Consider the following 15,280-nt stretch of genomic DNA (forward strand, 5'->3'; position numbering starts at 1 on the left):
TATTTAAAGAATTTAAGGGCGAATAGGTTTAATACACCATTTATAAAACTTTTGAATATTAAAATAAATCCCAATATTAATTATTTTACTTTTCTTTTTACAGTCTGATTTATATCCCATATAAAAACATTGTCCCCTAAGATTAAATCAAAAAATACTTATTAGAAAAAAAAAATAGCTAAAGCCGGTGATATAATGGTTGTAAAAATAGGAATCATTAAATGTGGTAACATTGGTACCTCTCCAGTACTTGACTTATTACTCGACGAGAGGGCTGACAGACCAAACATAGATGTTAGAACAGTAGGTTCTGGCGCTAAGATGAACCCAGAACAGATTGAAGATGTTGTACCAAGAATAGCAGATTTCGATCCAGACTTTGTTGTATTTATAAGCCCTAACCCTGGTGCTCCAGGACCAGCAAGAGCAAGGGAATTACTATCTGAAATGGACGTACCTGCTATCATTATAGGAGACGCTCCTGGAATGGGTAAAAAGGACGAAATGGATGAACAGGGATTAGGTTACATCATCGTTCAGGGAGACCCAATGATTGGTGCAAGAAGAGAATTACTGGACCCAACTGAAATGGCATCATTCAACTCCGATGTTATAAAAGTGTTAGCATTAACCGGTGCATACCGTGTTGTTCAGGAAACACTCGACGGTGTAATTGCAGGAGCTGAAAGTGGAAATATAGAACTACCAAAAGTAGCTATAACCACAGATAAAGCCGTTGAAGCTGGTAACTTTACCAACCCATACGCTAAAGCTAAAGCAATGGCTGCATACGAAATGGCTCAAAAAGTGGCAGATGTTGACCTTAAAGGTTGTTTCATGGTCCGTGAAATGGACAAATATGTACCAATCGTTGCATCAGCACACGAAATGATTGCAACCGCTGCTAAATTAGCTACAGAAGCAAGAGAGCTAGAAAAAGCTGGAAACACCGTTTGCAGAACACCTCACGGTGGAGAAGGCCAAACACTCTCCAAAACAGATTTAATGAAAAAACCAGAATAATTTTGGTTAAAAAGCGGTCTTCGGACTGCTTAAATTCTTTATTTTTAAATAAGAAGTCTAATTTTAATATTTTTTAATCCCTGCATAAAAATGAATAACTCTATAAATTTATCTATTTTTAATAAAAACAATCTTTTTCTTTTATTAAGTTTATACAATCATAGATGTTACCTAATTGGTTATTAATTACCTATGGGGAAATTATAGACAGAAAAGTTTAAGGAAAATTGACTTGATACTTTGCAATGATCAGTTATCTCCTAAAAAATTTTATTTATTAATGGGCCATTATTTAGTCTTAAATTGTGTTTTTTTGGTTTATGTGTTCACATAAACAACAAAAACCTTAAATAGAGGGTTATATAGATAAAAAAAGTGATATTTATTAATTAGTTCTACTGTTAATATTAAAAAATGGTTTTTTACAAGTGATTATATGGCAGATAATACAGTTCAAAAAATAATTGATGCAGCTTTAAAAGTTTTCGGTGAAAAAGGATACAAGGGCGCTACAACCAGAGTTATAGCAGAAGAAGCAGGTTTTAGTGAATTAACATTGTTTAGGAAATTTAAAACCAAGGAAAATCTTTTTGACATGGCTTTAACTCAAAATATTGTAAAATTCAAAGATGAATTTCAATCCGTAATTTTAGAAGATAGATCAGAAGATCCTGGAGAATTTTTAAGGACATTAATCAAGGACATGGCAAGAATAGTGGACGATAACTTTGAATTTATCCATATAACCAATAATGAAAAGAGTGAAGAATCTCAGCCTTTTAAAGAAGAAATTATCAACGATTTAAGCACTTATATCAAGAAAAACATCCCTGATAATCAAATAGACAATAAAGCATTAGCAGTTACTATTTTCATGGTTTCATACGGCATAAGTCTTAGTAAACACCGTGGAGAGACTTTTATAAATCATGAAGAAGTCCTTGATGGGTTTATAAACAATTCACTACAATTAATTAATGGTTGAATTTATTTTTAAAGTTCAAAACTAAAAAAATCTTTATACGACGGTTTTATTTGAAAATAATATCAAAATGAATAAGATTTTGATAAACTCAGTGTAAATGATTTTGAAAGTTCCAGTGATTTTAAGAATTCTTCGTTAAAGGCGCCGCTAAATGGTACGATGATCACTTTGAAGTTTATAATCTTTCCCTCAGTGAAGATATAAAATGCTCGAGCCGTTGATGAATGAATTTTATTAATATTACAACTGAATATTTTAAAAAATAATCTTCCCAGTAGCAAAATTGATCATAGAACTTTCGCTCTCAGCATTTATACCTCCTTATATGTACTTGCTCTTGAAAAGTGTCATGGAATCACTGTAATTAAGCGTGATGAAGCTATAGAAAAGTTTATACATAATCTTATGTTTTTTTTGAATAATGAACTAATTTTTAAAATATTTTCTTTATTTTATCTGTAAATTGCGCAGATAAAAGTTCAATATTTATAAATACTTTTAGATAATATTATTTTAGAATAATTAAGTTTAACCATTTGGTGAATTCATGGTAGAAAAACTGATTGAAAGATTTTTTGAAGCTGCGAGCATGCAGCGGTGGAATGATCACATAAGGCCAGTTGAATTAACAGAACTGGATAAACAGGCCCATAAAATGGTCATAGCATATGTTATAGCCAAAATTGAAGAAGATAGAGGAAGTAAAGTTAACTGGCTGGATCTAATAGAGGGTTCAATATTTGAATTTTTGTATAGACTGGTCTTAACTGATATTAAACCTCCTGTATTTCACAGAATGATGGGTGAAAGACGGGAAGAAATGAATTCACACGTCTTGAAACAGTTAAAAGAAGATTTAAATTCACTTAATAATAAAGAATTCAGGCAGAAGTTTGAAATCTATTTTTCTAAAGCTGAAAGTACTTTTGAACGGAAAATTCTCCGTGCTGCACATTATCTGGCCACAAACTGGGAATTCAAAATCATATATCACGCAGCGCCCTTTATCTACGGCATAGAAAAGACAAAAGAAAACATAGAAAACCAGATAGAGGACCATTATGATTTAATCGGTGTTCAAAAGATACTGCTTGGAAAGAAATCCTATGGATTTGTGGATCTCTGCGGTCAGCTGAGGTTTCAGAAACGATGGGCCCATTCACCCAGAATACCAGAAACTTCTGTCCTTGGTCACATGCTGATAGTAGCTATAACAGCTTATTTATGCACTATTGAACTGAAAACTCCTCCCTGTGAAAAAAGAATATATAACAACTTCTTTGCAGGTTTATTTCATGATTTACCAGAAGTATCTACCAGAGATATCATTTCTCCAGTCAAATCTGCAGCAGATCTAGAAGACATAATCAAAGACTATGAAAATGAACGCATGAATGAAGAGGTACTGCCTCTTATACCAAAAACGTGGCATGATGAGATGAAATATTTTACTGAGAATGAATTTGAAAATAGAATTAACGAAGGCCAGAAAACTCAAAAGGGCATTAAATTTGAGGAGATCAACAAAAAATATAATGAAAACAAATTTTCCCCGGTTGATGGTGAGCTTATAAAAGCCTGTGATAAACTCGCAGCATTTATAGAAGCTAATTTATCAATAGAATATGGTATAACTTCTAAATATCTTGAAGAAGGTAGAGAAAATATATATAATCATTTTAAAAACCGTAAGATTTCTGGAACAGATTTTGGAAGAATTTTTGATTATTTCTATAAGAAGCAGTGGTAGTAATTGTTCAAAATCTTTTTTAAATATTAAAATTTTTCATATCTAACCAGTTCTGACAGTTCTTTACGACTTTTTGTTCCAATTTCATCTGCAGGGTAGCCAAGAGGAGTAAATACAAGTGGTTCAACACCTTCGGGCAAATTTAAAACTCTTCGAGCAGCTTCGACATCAAATGCTCCAATCCAGCATGTTCCAAGACCAAGACTTGTTGCAGCGAGGATGATATGATCCATAACGATTGTAGCATCCACATCTGCATAATTTTTACCGTCTCTGCGGGTCCAGGCCTTTTCCGGAATCGTACACACGCAGATCAGTAAGGGGGCTTCGCTGAACCATTCTGCTTGATAAATGCTTCTTAATTCTTCTTTTTTCCCCTGAGTTTTAATGACTATTATTTGAAAAGGCTGGTAATTAACGGCTGTTGGAGCAAGACGGGCGGCTTCAAGGATTGTATTCAATTTTTCATCCTCCACATGGTTATTTTTGTAAGCCCTTACACTGTATCTTTTTTTAACCAATTCTATGAATTCCATCTTTAAATTCCTCCTTAAATTCTAAGCCAGATCATGATATTATTCAGAACATAGACTACTAAAATGACTAATCATTATTTGAAAAGCTGATTTCAGTAATTTTTTTGTATCATCAATATTATATTAATAATATATGATGCAAAGTACTTTAGATTTTTGCTGGATGGAGGAATGAAATTGAATCAAAGAGATTTTGAGGAATTATATGATAACTATACTCAGACGATGCTCTTTGCAAGTTCCAACAGACATAAATTTGAAAATGTGAAGCTTGAAATGGCTGAAATCCATAGAGGATATGGTGATTTAATGAAGGAATCTCCCCAAAATCTATTAAATTCATTAAAAGGTCTTAAGATAGGTATTGAAGCATTAGAAGATGATATAAACACATTTTTATATAAGTATGGAAAAATTGGGGAGATGTTACGCCAAATAGACCTTATTATTTCTGATTATTACAATATTGATACTGAAATCTCCCTGTATGAATTAAATGGAATGGAAAAAGATTTATTTGATGTAAAAGATGAATATGAAAACATTAAAGCATTAAAATTAGATGCTGACAGGCTAAAAAGAGGTATAGATGAAGAAATAGTAAGATTAAAATATTAAGTTAAAGAACACCCTTTGTACTGGGAATTATATCATGTTCAATCCTTATAGCATCTTTTAGAGATCTTGCAAATGCTTTAAAGAGAGCTTCAATTTTATGGTGATCATTTTCACCCTCAACTTTGGCATTGATGTTTATTCTTGCTGAATTTGCAAAGGATTCAAAAAAGTGTTCAACATTTTCTGTACTTAAATTTCCCACTTTTTCTTTTTTATATTTAATATCCAGTATGGTGTAACTTCGTCCGCTTATATCCACCGCAACTGTTGCAAGGGCATCATCCATAGGGATTATGGCATGTGACATTCGTTTTATTCCTTTTTTATCTCCTAAAGCCTCTGAAAATGCTTTTCCAAGCAGAATACCCACATCTTCAACTGTGTGGTGGTCATCCACTTTGGTGTCTCCTGCAGCATGAATTTGAAGATCAAAAAAGCCATGTCGTGCAAATGAATCCAGCATATGGTCAAAGAAATCAATTCCAGTGTTTATATTTGATTTTCCTTCACCATCAATATCAATCAGAATTTCAATATCTGTTTCAGATGTTTTTCTCTTCATTTTCTTTTTTCTTTTCATAGTTTTCATCTCCCAAAACATAAATCATTATTCTGGGGGTTCATTATCATCTCTAACTACAAGTATTGCTTGTTCAGGGCACTTTGAAGCGCAGATTGTGCATAGGTGGCAGAATCTCAGGTTTGTAGCCATTGCTTTATCTTCAACATTCCAGATTTTAGCTCCTTTAGGGCATGCTTCCTTACATTCTCCGCATCCAGTGCATTTTTTTTTATCAACTTCAATTCTCATTTCCAGTCAAATCCATTATTTCGAAAGTAAAATTTGAACATTTAATTATCCTTTTATTATATCAACAGAAGCTGCTTTAAACCCAATAAATACCTTTTTTCCAAGATTTAAATCAAGTTTTTTTCTTGATAATTCTGTTATATCAACAATAACATCATTTTCATTGATATTAACAGTTAAACGCACTATATCTTTTTTAAATTTCATTTCAGTTATTATTCCTTCAAGAATATTCCTGACACTTGATTCCTGGGCTTCAAGGGTTATAAATATATCGCTTGGACTTATTAAAATAAGAACTTTATCTTCAACATTGAATCCTTTAGAAATAGGGAGTAAAATTTCTTTTTTATCTAAATAAACCTTCATAATTTTCTTTTCTTTATCAACATCAGAGATAATACCCTCTATTTCATTTAAATCGGCGTGTTTTTTTAGAAATCTGTTTATCTTGATGAATTTGTACAGCATTTCTCTTCCCTTATCTGTAAGCTCGCTGCTTCCTCCCCCTCCTCTTCCACCTCTATGGGTGACTACAATGGGCTGCCCTAATTCATTTTCCATTATTTCAATATTTTTAAGGGCAGTTCTATAGGGAATACCTGTCTCTTTTGAGGCTTTTACTATGGATCCGCATTTGTCTATGCATTGAAGAAGCCTGGATTTCTTATTATTCAAAGAAACAATCTTATCGTCAACTTCTACTTCCATATCCAGTTTATATTTTGGCTTTTTTTGGTCAGCCATGTTAATCCTCTTCACATAAATGAATTATCTATTATTTTATTTTGCAAATCTTTCTATAAATTTAACTATTATTTCTAATACTCCAGAAAGAGGTCCGAATTTATTTCCATACCTTTGAAGCATTCTTAAATCTCTTTTTGTAAATCCACCTATAACTGCAAAAACGATTGTAAATATGATTGGAGAAATTATAATGGCTACAAAGAGTCCAATATATGTTTGAGGTAATAAGATTAAGGGTAAACCCATAATAATTGATGTAAATCCTATTTTAGCGAAATCAATATATGGAAGCCCTACTCCAGTCAGCTGTATTGTTTTCCACAGTATTGCAGTCATTATTAAAAATGTAACTATGGTTGTTGCAACAGCAGCTCCAATAAGTCCATATAATGGGACCATAAGGAAGTTCAATCCAATATTGATCGCTGTTCCTACAAGCATAATATACATGGGAAGCCTTGGATATCCAATTCCCTGCACTATACTTGATGATACCATGAAAAGTGTGTAAAATGTCATTCCAAATACGAGAATACTCAGAGCAGGAGCTCCAAAAATATATTTAGGGTCAAACAACAAGCTAAGTAGAGGTCGTGCAAATATTGCAATTCCAACACAAATGGGGAGTACTAATAGGACTACATAACGATAGGACTGGGTTATGTAAGTTTCAAGAAGCTTTTTATCCTTTAAACTTGCAGCTTCGGAAGCTGCAGGAAGAATCACGGCTGCTACAGAAAGCGAAATTATGAGGGGGAGTCTTGCAATAGGATCTGCGGTTGTATAGTACGCTGCATCTTCTACAGTCAAATATCTACCAATAACAAGGGGTCCTACATCATATATACCCATTTCAGAAAGACCTGTTATTGCTATGGGTATTGAAAAGGTTAAAATAGTCTTAAGAAGTATCAGTTCATCCTTAAAGCTAATTTTGGTAGCAGGTTGTGGAAAATGTACCCAAATGTATTTCTTGAAAAGGATAAAAGAAACTATGGCTGAAGCCATAAATCCAAATCCAGTTCCAAGTACTGCCCCAGCTGCATAAAAGCCGATAGAAACTAATATAACAGCAATACTAATCATGCCTATTTGTTCTACTGCACGGCTTGCCACGATAAATTCCATCTTAAAAAAACCCTGAAATGAACCTCTAAAGACGCTAACTATAACACTAAATGGGGTTATAAGTGAAACAGCTTGAAGAGGATAAACCATAGCTGGTTTATGGAAATAAAAATTCGCTATCCAGTCAGCAGAAAAGAATATGAGAAGACCAATAAGCGTACCTGAAATCATCATAAATTTAAGGGAAGTTATAATCACCTGTCTTGATATATCTTCTTCGTTAACAGCATTATGCTGTGCTACAAATTTAGCAATTGCAGGCTGGAATCCTACTGACGACAATGACTGAAAAATACCTTGTAATGGCAATGTAAGGCCTACAAGACCATATCCGGCAGGTTCAAGCATCCTGGTTAATATGGCTCTGTAGATGTAGCCACCAGCTCGAAAGAACAGGTAGCTGACCATCATTAAAAGGCTTCCTTTGAGTATCTTTGAATTTTTACCTGAATTTCCCATTGACTCACCAAAAATAATAACATGTAAAAAATCAGCAATTAACAGATTTAATTGATTAGTGATTCATCTGATATAAATGTCTTGCTCAAATCAGCATCTAAAATAATTCTATAGTACAAAAAAGTATTTTAAAAATTAATTGTGTCAGAAGATTTATTCTATTTCAATGTTCTCTAAAAACTCAGCAAATTTATTTACAGTTTTTTTAAGGGATTTAAATCCTTCTTTATCTTCTTTAACCCCTTGGAGAGTGTCTTTTGACCAAAATGAGGCACCTAAATTTGCACCCCATGCTCCTCCGCTTACGGGTATGGCTCCAGTGAGGACATAATAGGTAATGATCTGTTGGATTGCAAGTTCCTGGCCTCCAGCTCTATCTCCTCCAACTGCAATGGCCATACCAACCTTATTTCTTAAAAAATCGATATCAGCTGCACCCATTGCTCTAGTCCTGTCCATAACTGCTTTTAATTGTGCACTTATTCCGCCGTTATAGCAGGGGGAAGCCATTATTAGCCCTTCGCAATCTTTGATTAAGCTGTAGACTTCATACATATCATCTTTTTTAATACACTCTTTTTCCCTTATACAGTAATCACAGTGCATACAGGGAGCGATATCTTTTCCTCTTGTACTAAAATAGCTGGTTTCAAAACCTTTTTTTTCAAGCATCTTTAGAGCTTCTTTTGTTACAAAATCAGTGGCCTGCTGCCGTGGACTTCCACATATTCCAACAATCATATTAATCCTCCAGAATATAGTATAGTTAATCTGAAAGATAAGTCTTGCTCTGATAAAAAAAGTTAATTAAATAAAAATAGGTTTAGCATAGAGTGATCTATGCAAAATTAAAAATAAATTAAATTCTTTTTTTAAATTGACTCGTCTTCATCCAGAGCAAGCCTCATTGTGTCTGGATCTTGGGGCATATGCTCTAAGAAGTCTTCAGCTGCACGTCTTACGTCTCTTGAACCAATGATGTACCTTCCTACAACAATGATGTCTGCACCATTTGTAAGTGCCATATTGACTTTATTAGGAGTTATTCCACCTGCAACTGCTACACGTTTTCCTTTACCAAGAATTTCTTTAATCTGGTTGATATTACCCCATTCAGTGACTTCTCCTAGTTCTTCTCCTCTTTCGGCTGCCATTGTTTCCAAGTCAACATTTCTGTGTAATAATACGATGTCTGGTTTGTATCTGAGGGATTGAAGCTTTTCAACGAAATTATCCACGTTCATCATGTCTAAAATGGAGTATATTCCCTGTTTCATTGCTTCATGGATTGCTTTTTCAATGGATTCGATGGTTCCAAGTCCAGAGATTGCAACAGCATCAGCAGTTTCGTCTGCAGCCATTTTAACTTCTATTCTTCCTACATCAAGGGTTTTAAGATCTGCAATAATGAATGCATCTTTCCTGAGTTCTCTGATTTTACTTACTATGCCCACACCGAATTTTTTAACCAGCGGTGTCCCTGCTTCAAGTAATATCCTTTCTCTGTCTGGAAGGCTCTTTATAATTCTCTCCATTTCATCCATATTGTCTAAATCAAGTGCAACCTGTAAGTATGGCGGGTTCCATAGTCTTACTACTTTAAAGCCCATTATTGCATGTGTTCCACGGTCTTTTTCTGCTAAAACTTTGTTTGCTGTTGGATATTCTTCCATTGCTCTTCTTATTGCCAATTTGGTTGCCCCATAGTTGTATTGATAAATTTTACGGTAATCTTCTGCTTCAGGGTGTATGAAGATTGAAGCAAGGATCACGATGTCTTCTACTTTATCTTCGGGGATTAACCCTTCTTCTACGGCATCTGCAACAGCTCTACCTACAGCAGTTTGAGCTGGGCCAAATATCTTGTTTGCATCTTCTAAACAGCATACAGTTACTTTAGGTATGATTACTGTAGCTGGTTTTGTCATTAGGTTAGGTCTAATAACTGAAAGAAGTGGTGTGTGTCCTATTGAAAGTTGTGTTAAACTATTAACTAATGCTGCCCCTGCAGGGCCGTTTTTATCTCCGATTACTAAATCAACGTGAGCTATTTCATTTCCGCTTCCTATTAAAGCTTCTCCTATAAGATACATAGTTGTTATCCTCCATTTACTCTAAAATATTGTATAATTCTTACAGTTTAAAATAGTTTTAGTTTTTTGAAATTCTAATAATTCTAATTATTCTCTTTGAATGGGTGAATTTATAAATTCTGCATCAAATTCAGAAGACTAATTAATAATAATCATAAATATATAATACAAAGTCATACTTAAGATCGTAGGGTTGTGTTAAAAATGATAAGATATCTTAAAGAATCCAGTCAGAATAAAAAAGAATTACTGTTTATAGCTGATGAAATTAACAAAGTATACGAAAAAATGCTTGGAATTGTAGTTGGACATTACGACAGAAAAACTTCCTATAAATATAATGAATCAGATGAAACAGCTTTAATTGGCGTGGAATTAGAACCTTCAGAAGTTGGTAATGAGGATTCTATGGAAAAAGAAGCCAGAAGATTTATAGAATGGTTTAATGTTGCCATTAACGAAGTTGTAATAGATGATTACAAGCATGAATTAAGAAAAAAATAAAGGGAAAGGAATTATTTACCTTTAAGAGTACCGTTTATGTAATCATCGTATCCTTTAAGGTCGAGCATTCCGTGTCCTGAAAAGTTGATTATGATGTTTTTCTCTTCTTTATTTTTCTTACACTCTAATGCTTCGTCTATTCCTACTTTTATTGCGTGACAGGTTTCTGGAGCTGGAACTACTCCTTCACATTTGGCAAAGGTGGTACCGCTCTTGAATATGTCTTCCTGTTCTACTGAACGGGCTTCTACAATTCCTTCATGTACAAGTAATGATACTAATGATGACATTCCATGGTAACGGAGGCCCCCTGCATGTACAGATGGAGGCACGAAATCATGCCCAAGGGTGTACATTTTAAGAAGCGGTGTTAAACCGGCTGTATCACCAAAGTCGTATTTATATTCTCCTTTTGTAAGTGTTGGGCATGATGAAGGCTCTGCTGCAATGAATTTGCAATCAATCTTTTCATCAAGCTGATCTTTAATGAATGGGAATGTGGCTCCAGCGAAGTTACTTCCACCACCTACACATCCAACAATTGTATCAGGATCTTCACCAATTTTTTCCATTTGTTTCTTGGTTTCAAGACCTATAACGGTTTGATGCAACATAACGTGGTTTAAAACACTTCCAAGTGAATAATATGTCTTTTCATCATTTAATGCCTGTTCCATTGCTTCAGATATGGCAATTCCTAGGGATCCTGGGTGGTCAGGGGTTTCAGCTAAAATTTTTCTTCCAAATTCGGTTCTATCACTTGGTGAAGGTATAACTTCTCCGTCGTAGACCTGCATTATTGTTTTTCTGTATGGTTTTTGTTCAAATGAAACTTTAACCATGTAAACAGTACAATCAAGGCCCATCATGGAACATGCAAGTGATAACGCTGTACCCCATTGTCCGGCACCTGTTTCTGTTGTAAGTCGTTCTACACCATCTTGCTTAGCATAATATGCCTGTGCAATGGCCGTATTTAGTTTATGGCTTCCTGTTGGTGAATAGTCTTCCCTTTTATAATAAATCTTTGCAGGAGTATCAAGATAATCTTCAAGTCCGGTTGCTCTGAATAGTGGGCTTGGTCTTCCAATCATTTTATATACTTTTCTTACTTCCTTTGGAATTTCAATCCACCGGTCTGTGGACATTTCCTGTTCTAAAACGCCTTTAGAAAATATTTTTGGTAAACTTTCAATCTGTCGCCCCTCTTCTGTTTGATCGGGCATTGGTGGTTCTACAGGTAAGTCTGCTACTATGTTATACCATTTTTTTGGAATTTCTTTCTCTGATAATGTAACTTTATACATCTAATCACCATCTCTCTTTATATATAATATATGACCTTAGGGTACTATTTAAATCTTTGTCGTACATATTTGTACTATAATTTACTTGTAGTTATTTAATTCCTATGATTTCATATGATATAAAATTAAATATAATAGCATGAAGATTTTAACAGTTGATGTGGGTGTTGGAACCCAGGATATAATGTTTTATGATTCCACACAGCCTATAGAAAACTCACCAAAATTGGTGATGCCCTCTCCAACCAAAATAATCGCAAATAAAATAAGAAAGAGTAATGAAGATTTATTTATAAACGGGGAAACTATGGGCGGAGGTCCTGTAAATAGGGCAATAAAAGACCATATAGACAAAGGATACAAGGTTTATATGACAGAATACGCTGCAAGGACAGTAAGAGATAATTTAGAATATGTTAAATCCACTGGAATTAATATAATATCTCAAAATGAAGCTGAAGGATATAAAGACCTTAAAAATATAGAACTTAAAGATGTTGATTTAGAATCAATAAAAGAAGCATTATCTAAATTTGATGTAGAACCTGATTTTGATTTCTTGGGAATAGCAGTCCAGGATCATGGATATATGGAGGGAATGGGGGATCGAAACTTTAGATTCATGAAAATAAAGGAAATATTAGACACACCTAAAAAACCTGAACAATTTGCATACTTTGGTAATGCACCAGACTATTTTACAAGGATTAATGCAGTATTCAGGATGTTTAAAAAATACAATCTATCTGTAATGGATTCAAAATTTGCATCTGTTTGTGGAGCAACATGCGACCGTTACGTTAAAACACTTAAAAAATTTATAGTAATGGATATAGGAAATGGGCATACATTGGCAGCTGCATTTGATAATGGTGAAATATATGGAGTTTTTGAACACCATACGCGTAGTTTAACTCCTGAAAAGATAGAAAAATATGTAAATAAACTTGCAAAAGGAACAATAACCCATGAAGAAGTACACAGTGATCATGGTCATGGAGCATGGTCATTGGCCCCAATAGGCGAATTTGAAGCAGTAATCGCAACAGGACCTCGCCGAAAGATATTAGAAGAAACAGATTTTAATGTACACTATGCGGCCCCTGCAGGAGATGTAATGATGACAGGACCTGCAGGCCTTATAAAAGCAATTATGCTAAACAATGGAGAAATTAGATGATATTAGACCCACATATTCACAGTATATATTCCAGTGATTCCAGAATGACCCCAAAGGAAATAGTGGAATATTCAAGAAAAATAGGTTTAGATGCAATTGCAATTGCAGATCATAACTCAATTAAAGGATCTATATGTGGAATTGAAAATTCAGGAGATTTCGATGACTTTATAGTTATCCCTGCAATGGAAGTAAGCACAAAAAAGGGCCATATAGTTGCCCTTGGCATAACTGAAGAAATCAAATCCTATATGTCTCCAGAAGATACTATAGAAGCAATTAGAGATATGGGAGGAATAGCGATAGCTCCACATCCATTCGTACGTTATAGGGAAGGACTATGCGATGTAATTAAAGATCTGGATGTAGATGCAGTTGAAACACTAAATTCCCGTTATATTTTCGGTTATTCAAATTGGCGAGCAAAAAAACTTGCTGAAGACAGAGGGATTCCTCAACTTGGAGCAAGCGATGCCCACTTTTTAGGGGCTATTGGGAGCTGTGTAACAGAATTGGAGGCAGATTTTTCTGTTGAAAGTATAATTGATGGTATTTTATCGGGAAAGACCAATGTATATGGGGATAGAACTCCTTTACCTTTGATATTGAAGGAAGTTATCAATAAAAAGATTAAAAAAATACAATAAGTTTAATGTCATGCTACTAATCAAGTTAACCTGATTGTTACATTTTATTTCAGTTATTAGATATATTAGGAGGTAGGTCATGGTTCAAAAAATATTAGTACCCACAGATGGATCAAAACAGGCAGAAACAGCAGGAGAACATGCTATTACCACAGCAGGTCTTGGCGATGATATAATTGTATTATACGTAATTGATATTGATTATTTGAAAGCATTACCACAGCAGGATTTAAGGGAACAGCTGAAAAAAAATTTAAGAGAAGAAGGAAAAAGGACAGTTGAGAAATTCAGACAAAAAATTGAAGATGCTAAATGTGAAGGATACTGTAGAGATGTTAATTTAATCACTAAAATCAAAGAAGGAAAACCTGCAGATGTTATACTTAAAACCATTGAGGAAGAAGGTATAGATCAGGTAATAATGGGTAAATCAGGTAAACACAGCATAGAAAAGTTCATAATTGGAAGCACCACTGATAGAGTGGTAAGAAAAGCAAGGGTTCCAGTAAATGTAATCTCGTAAATTAATTTTTACTTTATCTGCACCGATAAAATTTAAATGAATAAAGCATCTATTAAGTCTATGCTCACTGAACTTTCAAAATTTATCCAGGATAATTTTCTTTATCTTCATCCCGGCTACACACTGCTAAATACTATTGTTTTCGGCATAATACTGGGTATTGCAGTGATAATAGTTATAAAAATGTTTAAATACATAAAAAAAGACCCAAAAGATCTTTTAATCCCTGTAATTCCTTTTATTTTCTTTGGATCAAGCGCAAGGGCTCTTGTAGATAATGGAATTTATCCGCTTGTTCTATGGCTTGTAACTCCTGGAATTTACATTTTAACCGGGTTAGTGACTATTATTACTCTTCTAATATCAGTTTATATTGAAAAGAAAACTGATTTTGATTTTAGATATTTAATGATTATTGTAGGGGTTATTTTATGCATTCCAAATATTCTTTACATTAATCACATTAATCTAACCGCGTTTTTAGGAATCATCATATCATGGGGAGCGGTATCATCTATTTTTATCATTTTAAGAAATAAATGGGATCTTCTAAAGGATAAACTTAATTTAAGTGCTCTGCTGGCTCATTTATTCGATGCAGCTTCTACATTTATGGCTGTTGACTTTTATGGCTATGGAGAGCAGCATGTACTCCCAAATGCCCTTACAAACCTTGCAGGAACTGCATTTGTAATGTTTCCATTAAAAATAGTTGTTATTTTGGCAGCACTTTATGTAATTGATGAATATATTGAAGATAAGACCATTTCAAATATGTTGAAGCTTGCAATATTTATTTTGGGCCTTGCACCTGGCCTCAGAAATTCATTAAGTCTTATTATTGGTGCTTAGTTTTGGGATTAAGGCTTAATCTGAATTTCTCTAAAATTTCATCAAAATTATCAATATTTTTTTATTAAGGTATTCCAATACAATTATACAGCCAAACCAAAGGAGAAATATTTT

17 protein-coding genes are annotated in these 15,280 nt (G+C 33.9%); 9 read left to right on the plus strand and 8 right to left on the minus strand.

The annotated features are described in order from the left end of the window. Positions 1 to 195: 195 nt before the first annotated feature. From QMD61_04200 to QMD61_04210, 3 genes are all read left to right on the plus strand, one after another. Positions 196 to 1,023, plus strand: coding sequence for a F420-dependent methylenetetrahydromethanopterin dehydrogenase (locus QMD61_04200; protein ID MDI6723825.1), 828 nt, complete (start codon positions 196 to 198; stop codon positions 1,021 to 1,023). Positions 1,024 to 1,459: 436 nt separating this feature from the next. Beyond that, positions 1,460 to 2,008: a TetR/AcrR family transcriptional regulator gene (locus QMD61_04205; protein MDI6723826.1), complete on the plus strand. Its 549-nt coding sequence runs from the start codon at positions 1,460 to 1,462 to the stop codon at positions 2,006 to 2,008. A gap of 547 nt (positions 2,009 to 2,555) precedes the next feature. Next, a complete protein-coding gene (locus QMD61_04210) occupies positions 2,556 to 3,758 on the plus strand; it encodes an HD domain-containing protein (GenBank protein MDI6723827.1) in 1,203 nt (400 codons plus the stop codon). 26 nt (positions 3,759 to 3,784) lie between these two features. On the opposite strand, the gene QMD61_04215 is transcribed toward QMD61_04210, so the two are convergent. Continuing rightward, on the minus strand, positions 3,785 to 4,294 hold the full coding sequence (locus QMD61_04215; GenBank protein MDI6723828.1) for a nitroreductase family protein: 510 nt from the start codon (positions 4,292 to 4,294) through the stop codon (positions 3,785 to 3,787). A gap of 177 nt (positions 4,295 to 4,471) precedes the next feature. Between QMD61_04215 and QMD61_04220 the strand changes: the two genes are divergently transcribed. Further along, entirely contained in the window at positions 4,472 to 4,912 is a 441-nt protein-coding gene (locus QMD61_04220; GenBank protein MDI6723829.1) for a hypothetical protein, read from the plus strand. A gap of 1 nt (position 4,913) precedes the next feature. Here QMD61_04220 and hisB read toward each other — a convergent pair whose 3' ends face one another. The 6 genes from hisB to QMD61_04250 form a co-directional block, all read right to left on the minus strand. Then, positions 4,914 to 5,492: an imidazoleglycerol-phosphate dehydratase HisB gene (gene hisB / locus QMD61_04225; protein MDI6723830.1), complete on the minus strand. Its 579-nt coding sequence runs from the start codon at positions 5,490 to 5,492 to the stop codon at positions 4,914 to 4,916. Positions 5,493 to 5,519: 27 nt separating this feature from the next. Next, positions 5,520 to 5,723, minus strand: coding sequence for a 4Fe-4S binding protein (locus tag QMD61_04230; GenBank protein MDI6723831.1), 204 nt, complete (start codon positions 5,721 to 5,723; stop codon positions 5,520 to 5,522). 45 nt (positions 5,724 to 5,768) lie between these two features. Next, a complete protein-coding gene (locus QMD61_04235; protein ID MDI6723832.1) occupies positions 5,769 to 6,470 on the minus strand; it encodes a TOBE domain-containing protein in 702 nt (233 codons plus the stop codon). A 36-nt stretch (positions 6,471 to 6,506) separates the two neighbouring features. After that, positions 6,507 to 8,060, minus strand: coding sequence for a flippase (locus QMD61_04240; GenBank protein MDI6723833.1), 1,554 nt, complete (start codon positions 8,058 to 8,060; stop codon positions 6,507 to 6,509). Between the two features lie 153 nt (positions 8,061 to 8,213). Next, the gene (locus QMD61_04245) at positions 8,214 to 8,801 is read right to left on the minus strand and encodes a flavodoxin family protein (GenBank protein ID MDI6723834.1); all 588 of its coding nucleotides are present in this window, start codon (positions 8,799 to 8,801) and stop codon (positions 8,214 to 8,216) included. 131 nt (positions 8,802 to 8,932) lie between these two features. Then, positions 8,933 to 10,153 (minus strand): bifunctional 5,6,7,8-tetrahydromethanopterin hydro-lyase/3-hexulose-6-phosphate synthase, encoded by a 1,221-nt coding sequence (locus QMD61_04250; GenBank protein MDI6723835.1) that lies wholly within the window; start codon positions 10,151 to 10,153, stop codon positions 8,933 to 8,935. A 204-nt stretch (positions 10,154 to 10,357) separates the two neighbouring features. On the opposite strand from QMD61_04250, the gene QMD61_04255 reads away from it, so the two are divergent. Next, positions 10,358 to 10,657: a hypothetical protein gene (locus tag QMD61_04255; protein MDI6723836.1), complete on the plus strand. Its 300-nt coding sequence runs from the start codon at positions 10,358 to 10,360 to the stop codon at positions 10,655 to 10,657. 11 nt (positions 10,658 to 10,668) lie between these two features. Here the strand turns inward: QMD61_04255 and QMD61_04260 are convergent, their stop codons facing one another. Further along, a complete protein-coding gene (locus QMD61_04260; GenBank protein MDI6723837.1) occupies positions 10,669 to 11,964 on the minus strand; it encodes a TrpB-like pyridoxal phosphate-dependent enzyme in 1,296 nt (431 codons plus the stop codon). Positions 11,965 to 12,103: 139 nt separating this feature from the next. Between QMD61_04260 and QMD61_04265 the strand changes: the two genes are divergently transcribed. From QMD61_04265 to QMD61_04280, 4 genes are all read left to right on the plus strand, one after another. Further along, entirely contained in the window at positions 12,104 to 13,144 is a 1,041-nt protein-coding gene (locus QMD61_04265) for a DUF1786 domain-containing protein (protein ID MDI6723838.1), read from the plus strand. Next, on the plus strand, positions 13,141 to 13,791 hold the full coding sequence (locus QMD61_04270) for a PHP domain-containing protein (GenBank protein ID MDI6723839.1): 651 nt from the start codon (positions 13,141 to 13,143) through the stop codon (positions 13,789 to 13,791). Before QMD61_04265 ends, QMD61_04270 begins: the two co-directional genes overlap by 4 nt. A gap of 79 nt (positions 13,792 to 13,870) precedes the next feature. Beyond that, positions 13,871 to 14,314 (plus strand): universal stress protein, encoded by a 444-nt coding sequence (locus tag QMD61_04275; GenBank protein ID MDI6723840.1) that lies wholly within the window; start codon positions 13,871 to 13,873, stop codon positions 14,312 to 14,314. 36 nt (positions 14,315 to 14,350) lie between these two features. After that, entirely contained in the window at positions 14,351 to 15,166 is an 816-nt protein-coding gene (locus QMD61_04280; protein MDI6723841.1) for a DUF63 family protein, read from the plus strand. Positions 15,167 to 15,280: the final 114 nt, after the last annotated feature.

Source organism: Methanobacterium sp. (assembly GCA_030017655.1).
In the GTDB taxonomy this organism is placed as follows: Archaea; Methanobacteriota; Methanobacteria; order Methanobacteriales; family Methanobacteriaceae; genus Methanobacterium_D.

Coding starts and splice junctions, on each gene's coding strand:
- QMD61_04200 (MDI6723825.1), top strand. CDS start 196: ATGGTTGTAAAAATAGGAATCATTAAATGTGGTAACATTGGTACCTCT.
- QMD61_04205 (MDI6723826.1), top strand. CDS start 1,460: ATGGCAGATAATACAGTTCAAAAAATAATTGATGCAGCTTTAAAAGTT.
- QMD61_04210 (MDI6723827.1), top strand. CDS start 2,556: ATGGTAGAAAAACTGATTGAAAGATTTTTTGAAGCTGCGAGCATGCAG.
- QMD61_04215 (MDI6723828.1), bottom strand. CDS start 4,294: ATGGAATTCATAGAATTGGTTAAAAAAAGATACAGTGTAAGGGCTTAC.
- hisB (MDI6723830.1), bottom strand. CDS start 5,492: ATGAAAAGAAAAAAGAAAATGAAGAGAAAAACATCTGAAACAGATATT.
- QMD61_04230 (MDI6723831.1), bottom strand. CDS start 5,723: ATGAGAATTGAAGTTGATAAAAAAAAATGCACTGGATGCGGAGAATGT.
- QMD61_04235 (MDI6723832.1), bottom strand. CDS start 6,470: ATGGCTGACCAAAAAAAGCCAAAATATAAACTGGATATGGAAGTAGAA.
- QMD61_04240 (MDI6723833.1), bottom strand. CDS start 8,060: ATGGGAAATTCAGGTAAAAATTCAAAGATACTCAAAGGAAGCCTTTTA.
- QMD61_04245 (MDI6723834.1), bottom strand. CDS start 8,801: ATGATTGTTGGAATATGTGGAAGTCCACGGCAGCAGGCCACTGATTTT.
- QMD61_04250 (MDI6723835.1), bottom strand. CDS start 10,153: ATGTATCTTATAGGAGAAGCTTTAATAGGAAGCGGAAATGAAATAGCT.
- QMD61_04255 (MDI6723836.1), top strand. CDS start 10,358: ATGATAAGATATCTTAAAGAATCCAGTCAGAATAAAAAAGAATTACTG.
- QMD61_04260 (MDI6723837.1), bottom strand. CDS start 11,964: ATGTATAAAGTTACATTATCAGAGAAAGAAATTCCAAAAAAATGGTAT.
- QMD61_04265 (MDI6723838.1), top strand. CDS start 12,104: ATGAAGATTTTAACAGTTGATGTGGGTGTTGGAACCCAGGATATAATG.
- QMD61_04270 (MDI6723839.1), top strand. CDS start 13,141: ATGATATTAGACCCACATATTCACAGTATATATTCCAGTGATTCCAGA.
- QMD61_04275 (MDI6723840.1), top strand. CDS start 13,871: ATGGTTCAAAAAATATTAGTACCCACAGATGGATCAAAACAGGCAGAA.
- QMD61_04280 (MDI6723841.1), top strand. CDS start 14,351: ATGAATAAAGCATCTATTAAGTCTATGCTCACTGAACTTTCAAAATTT.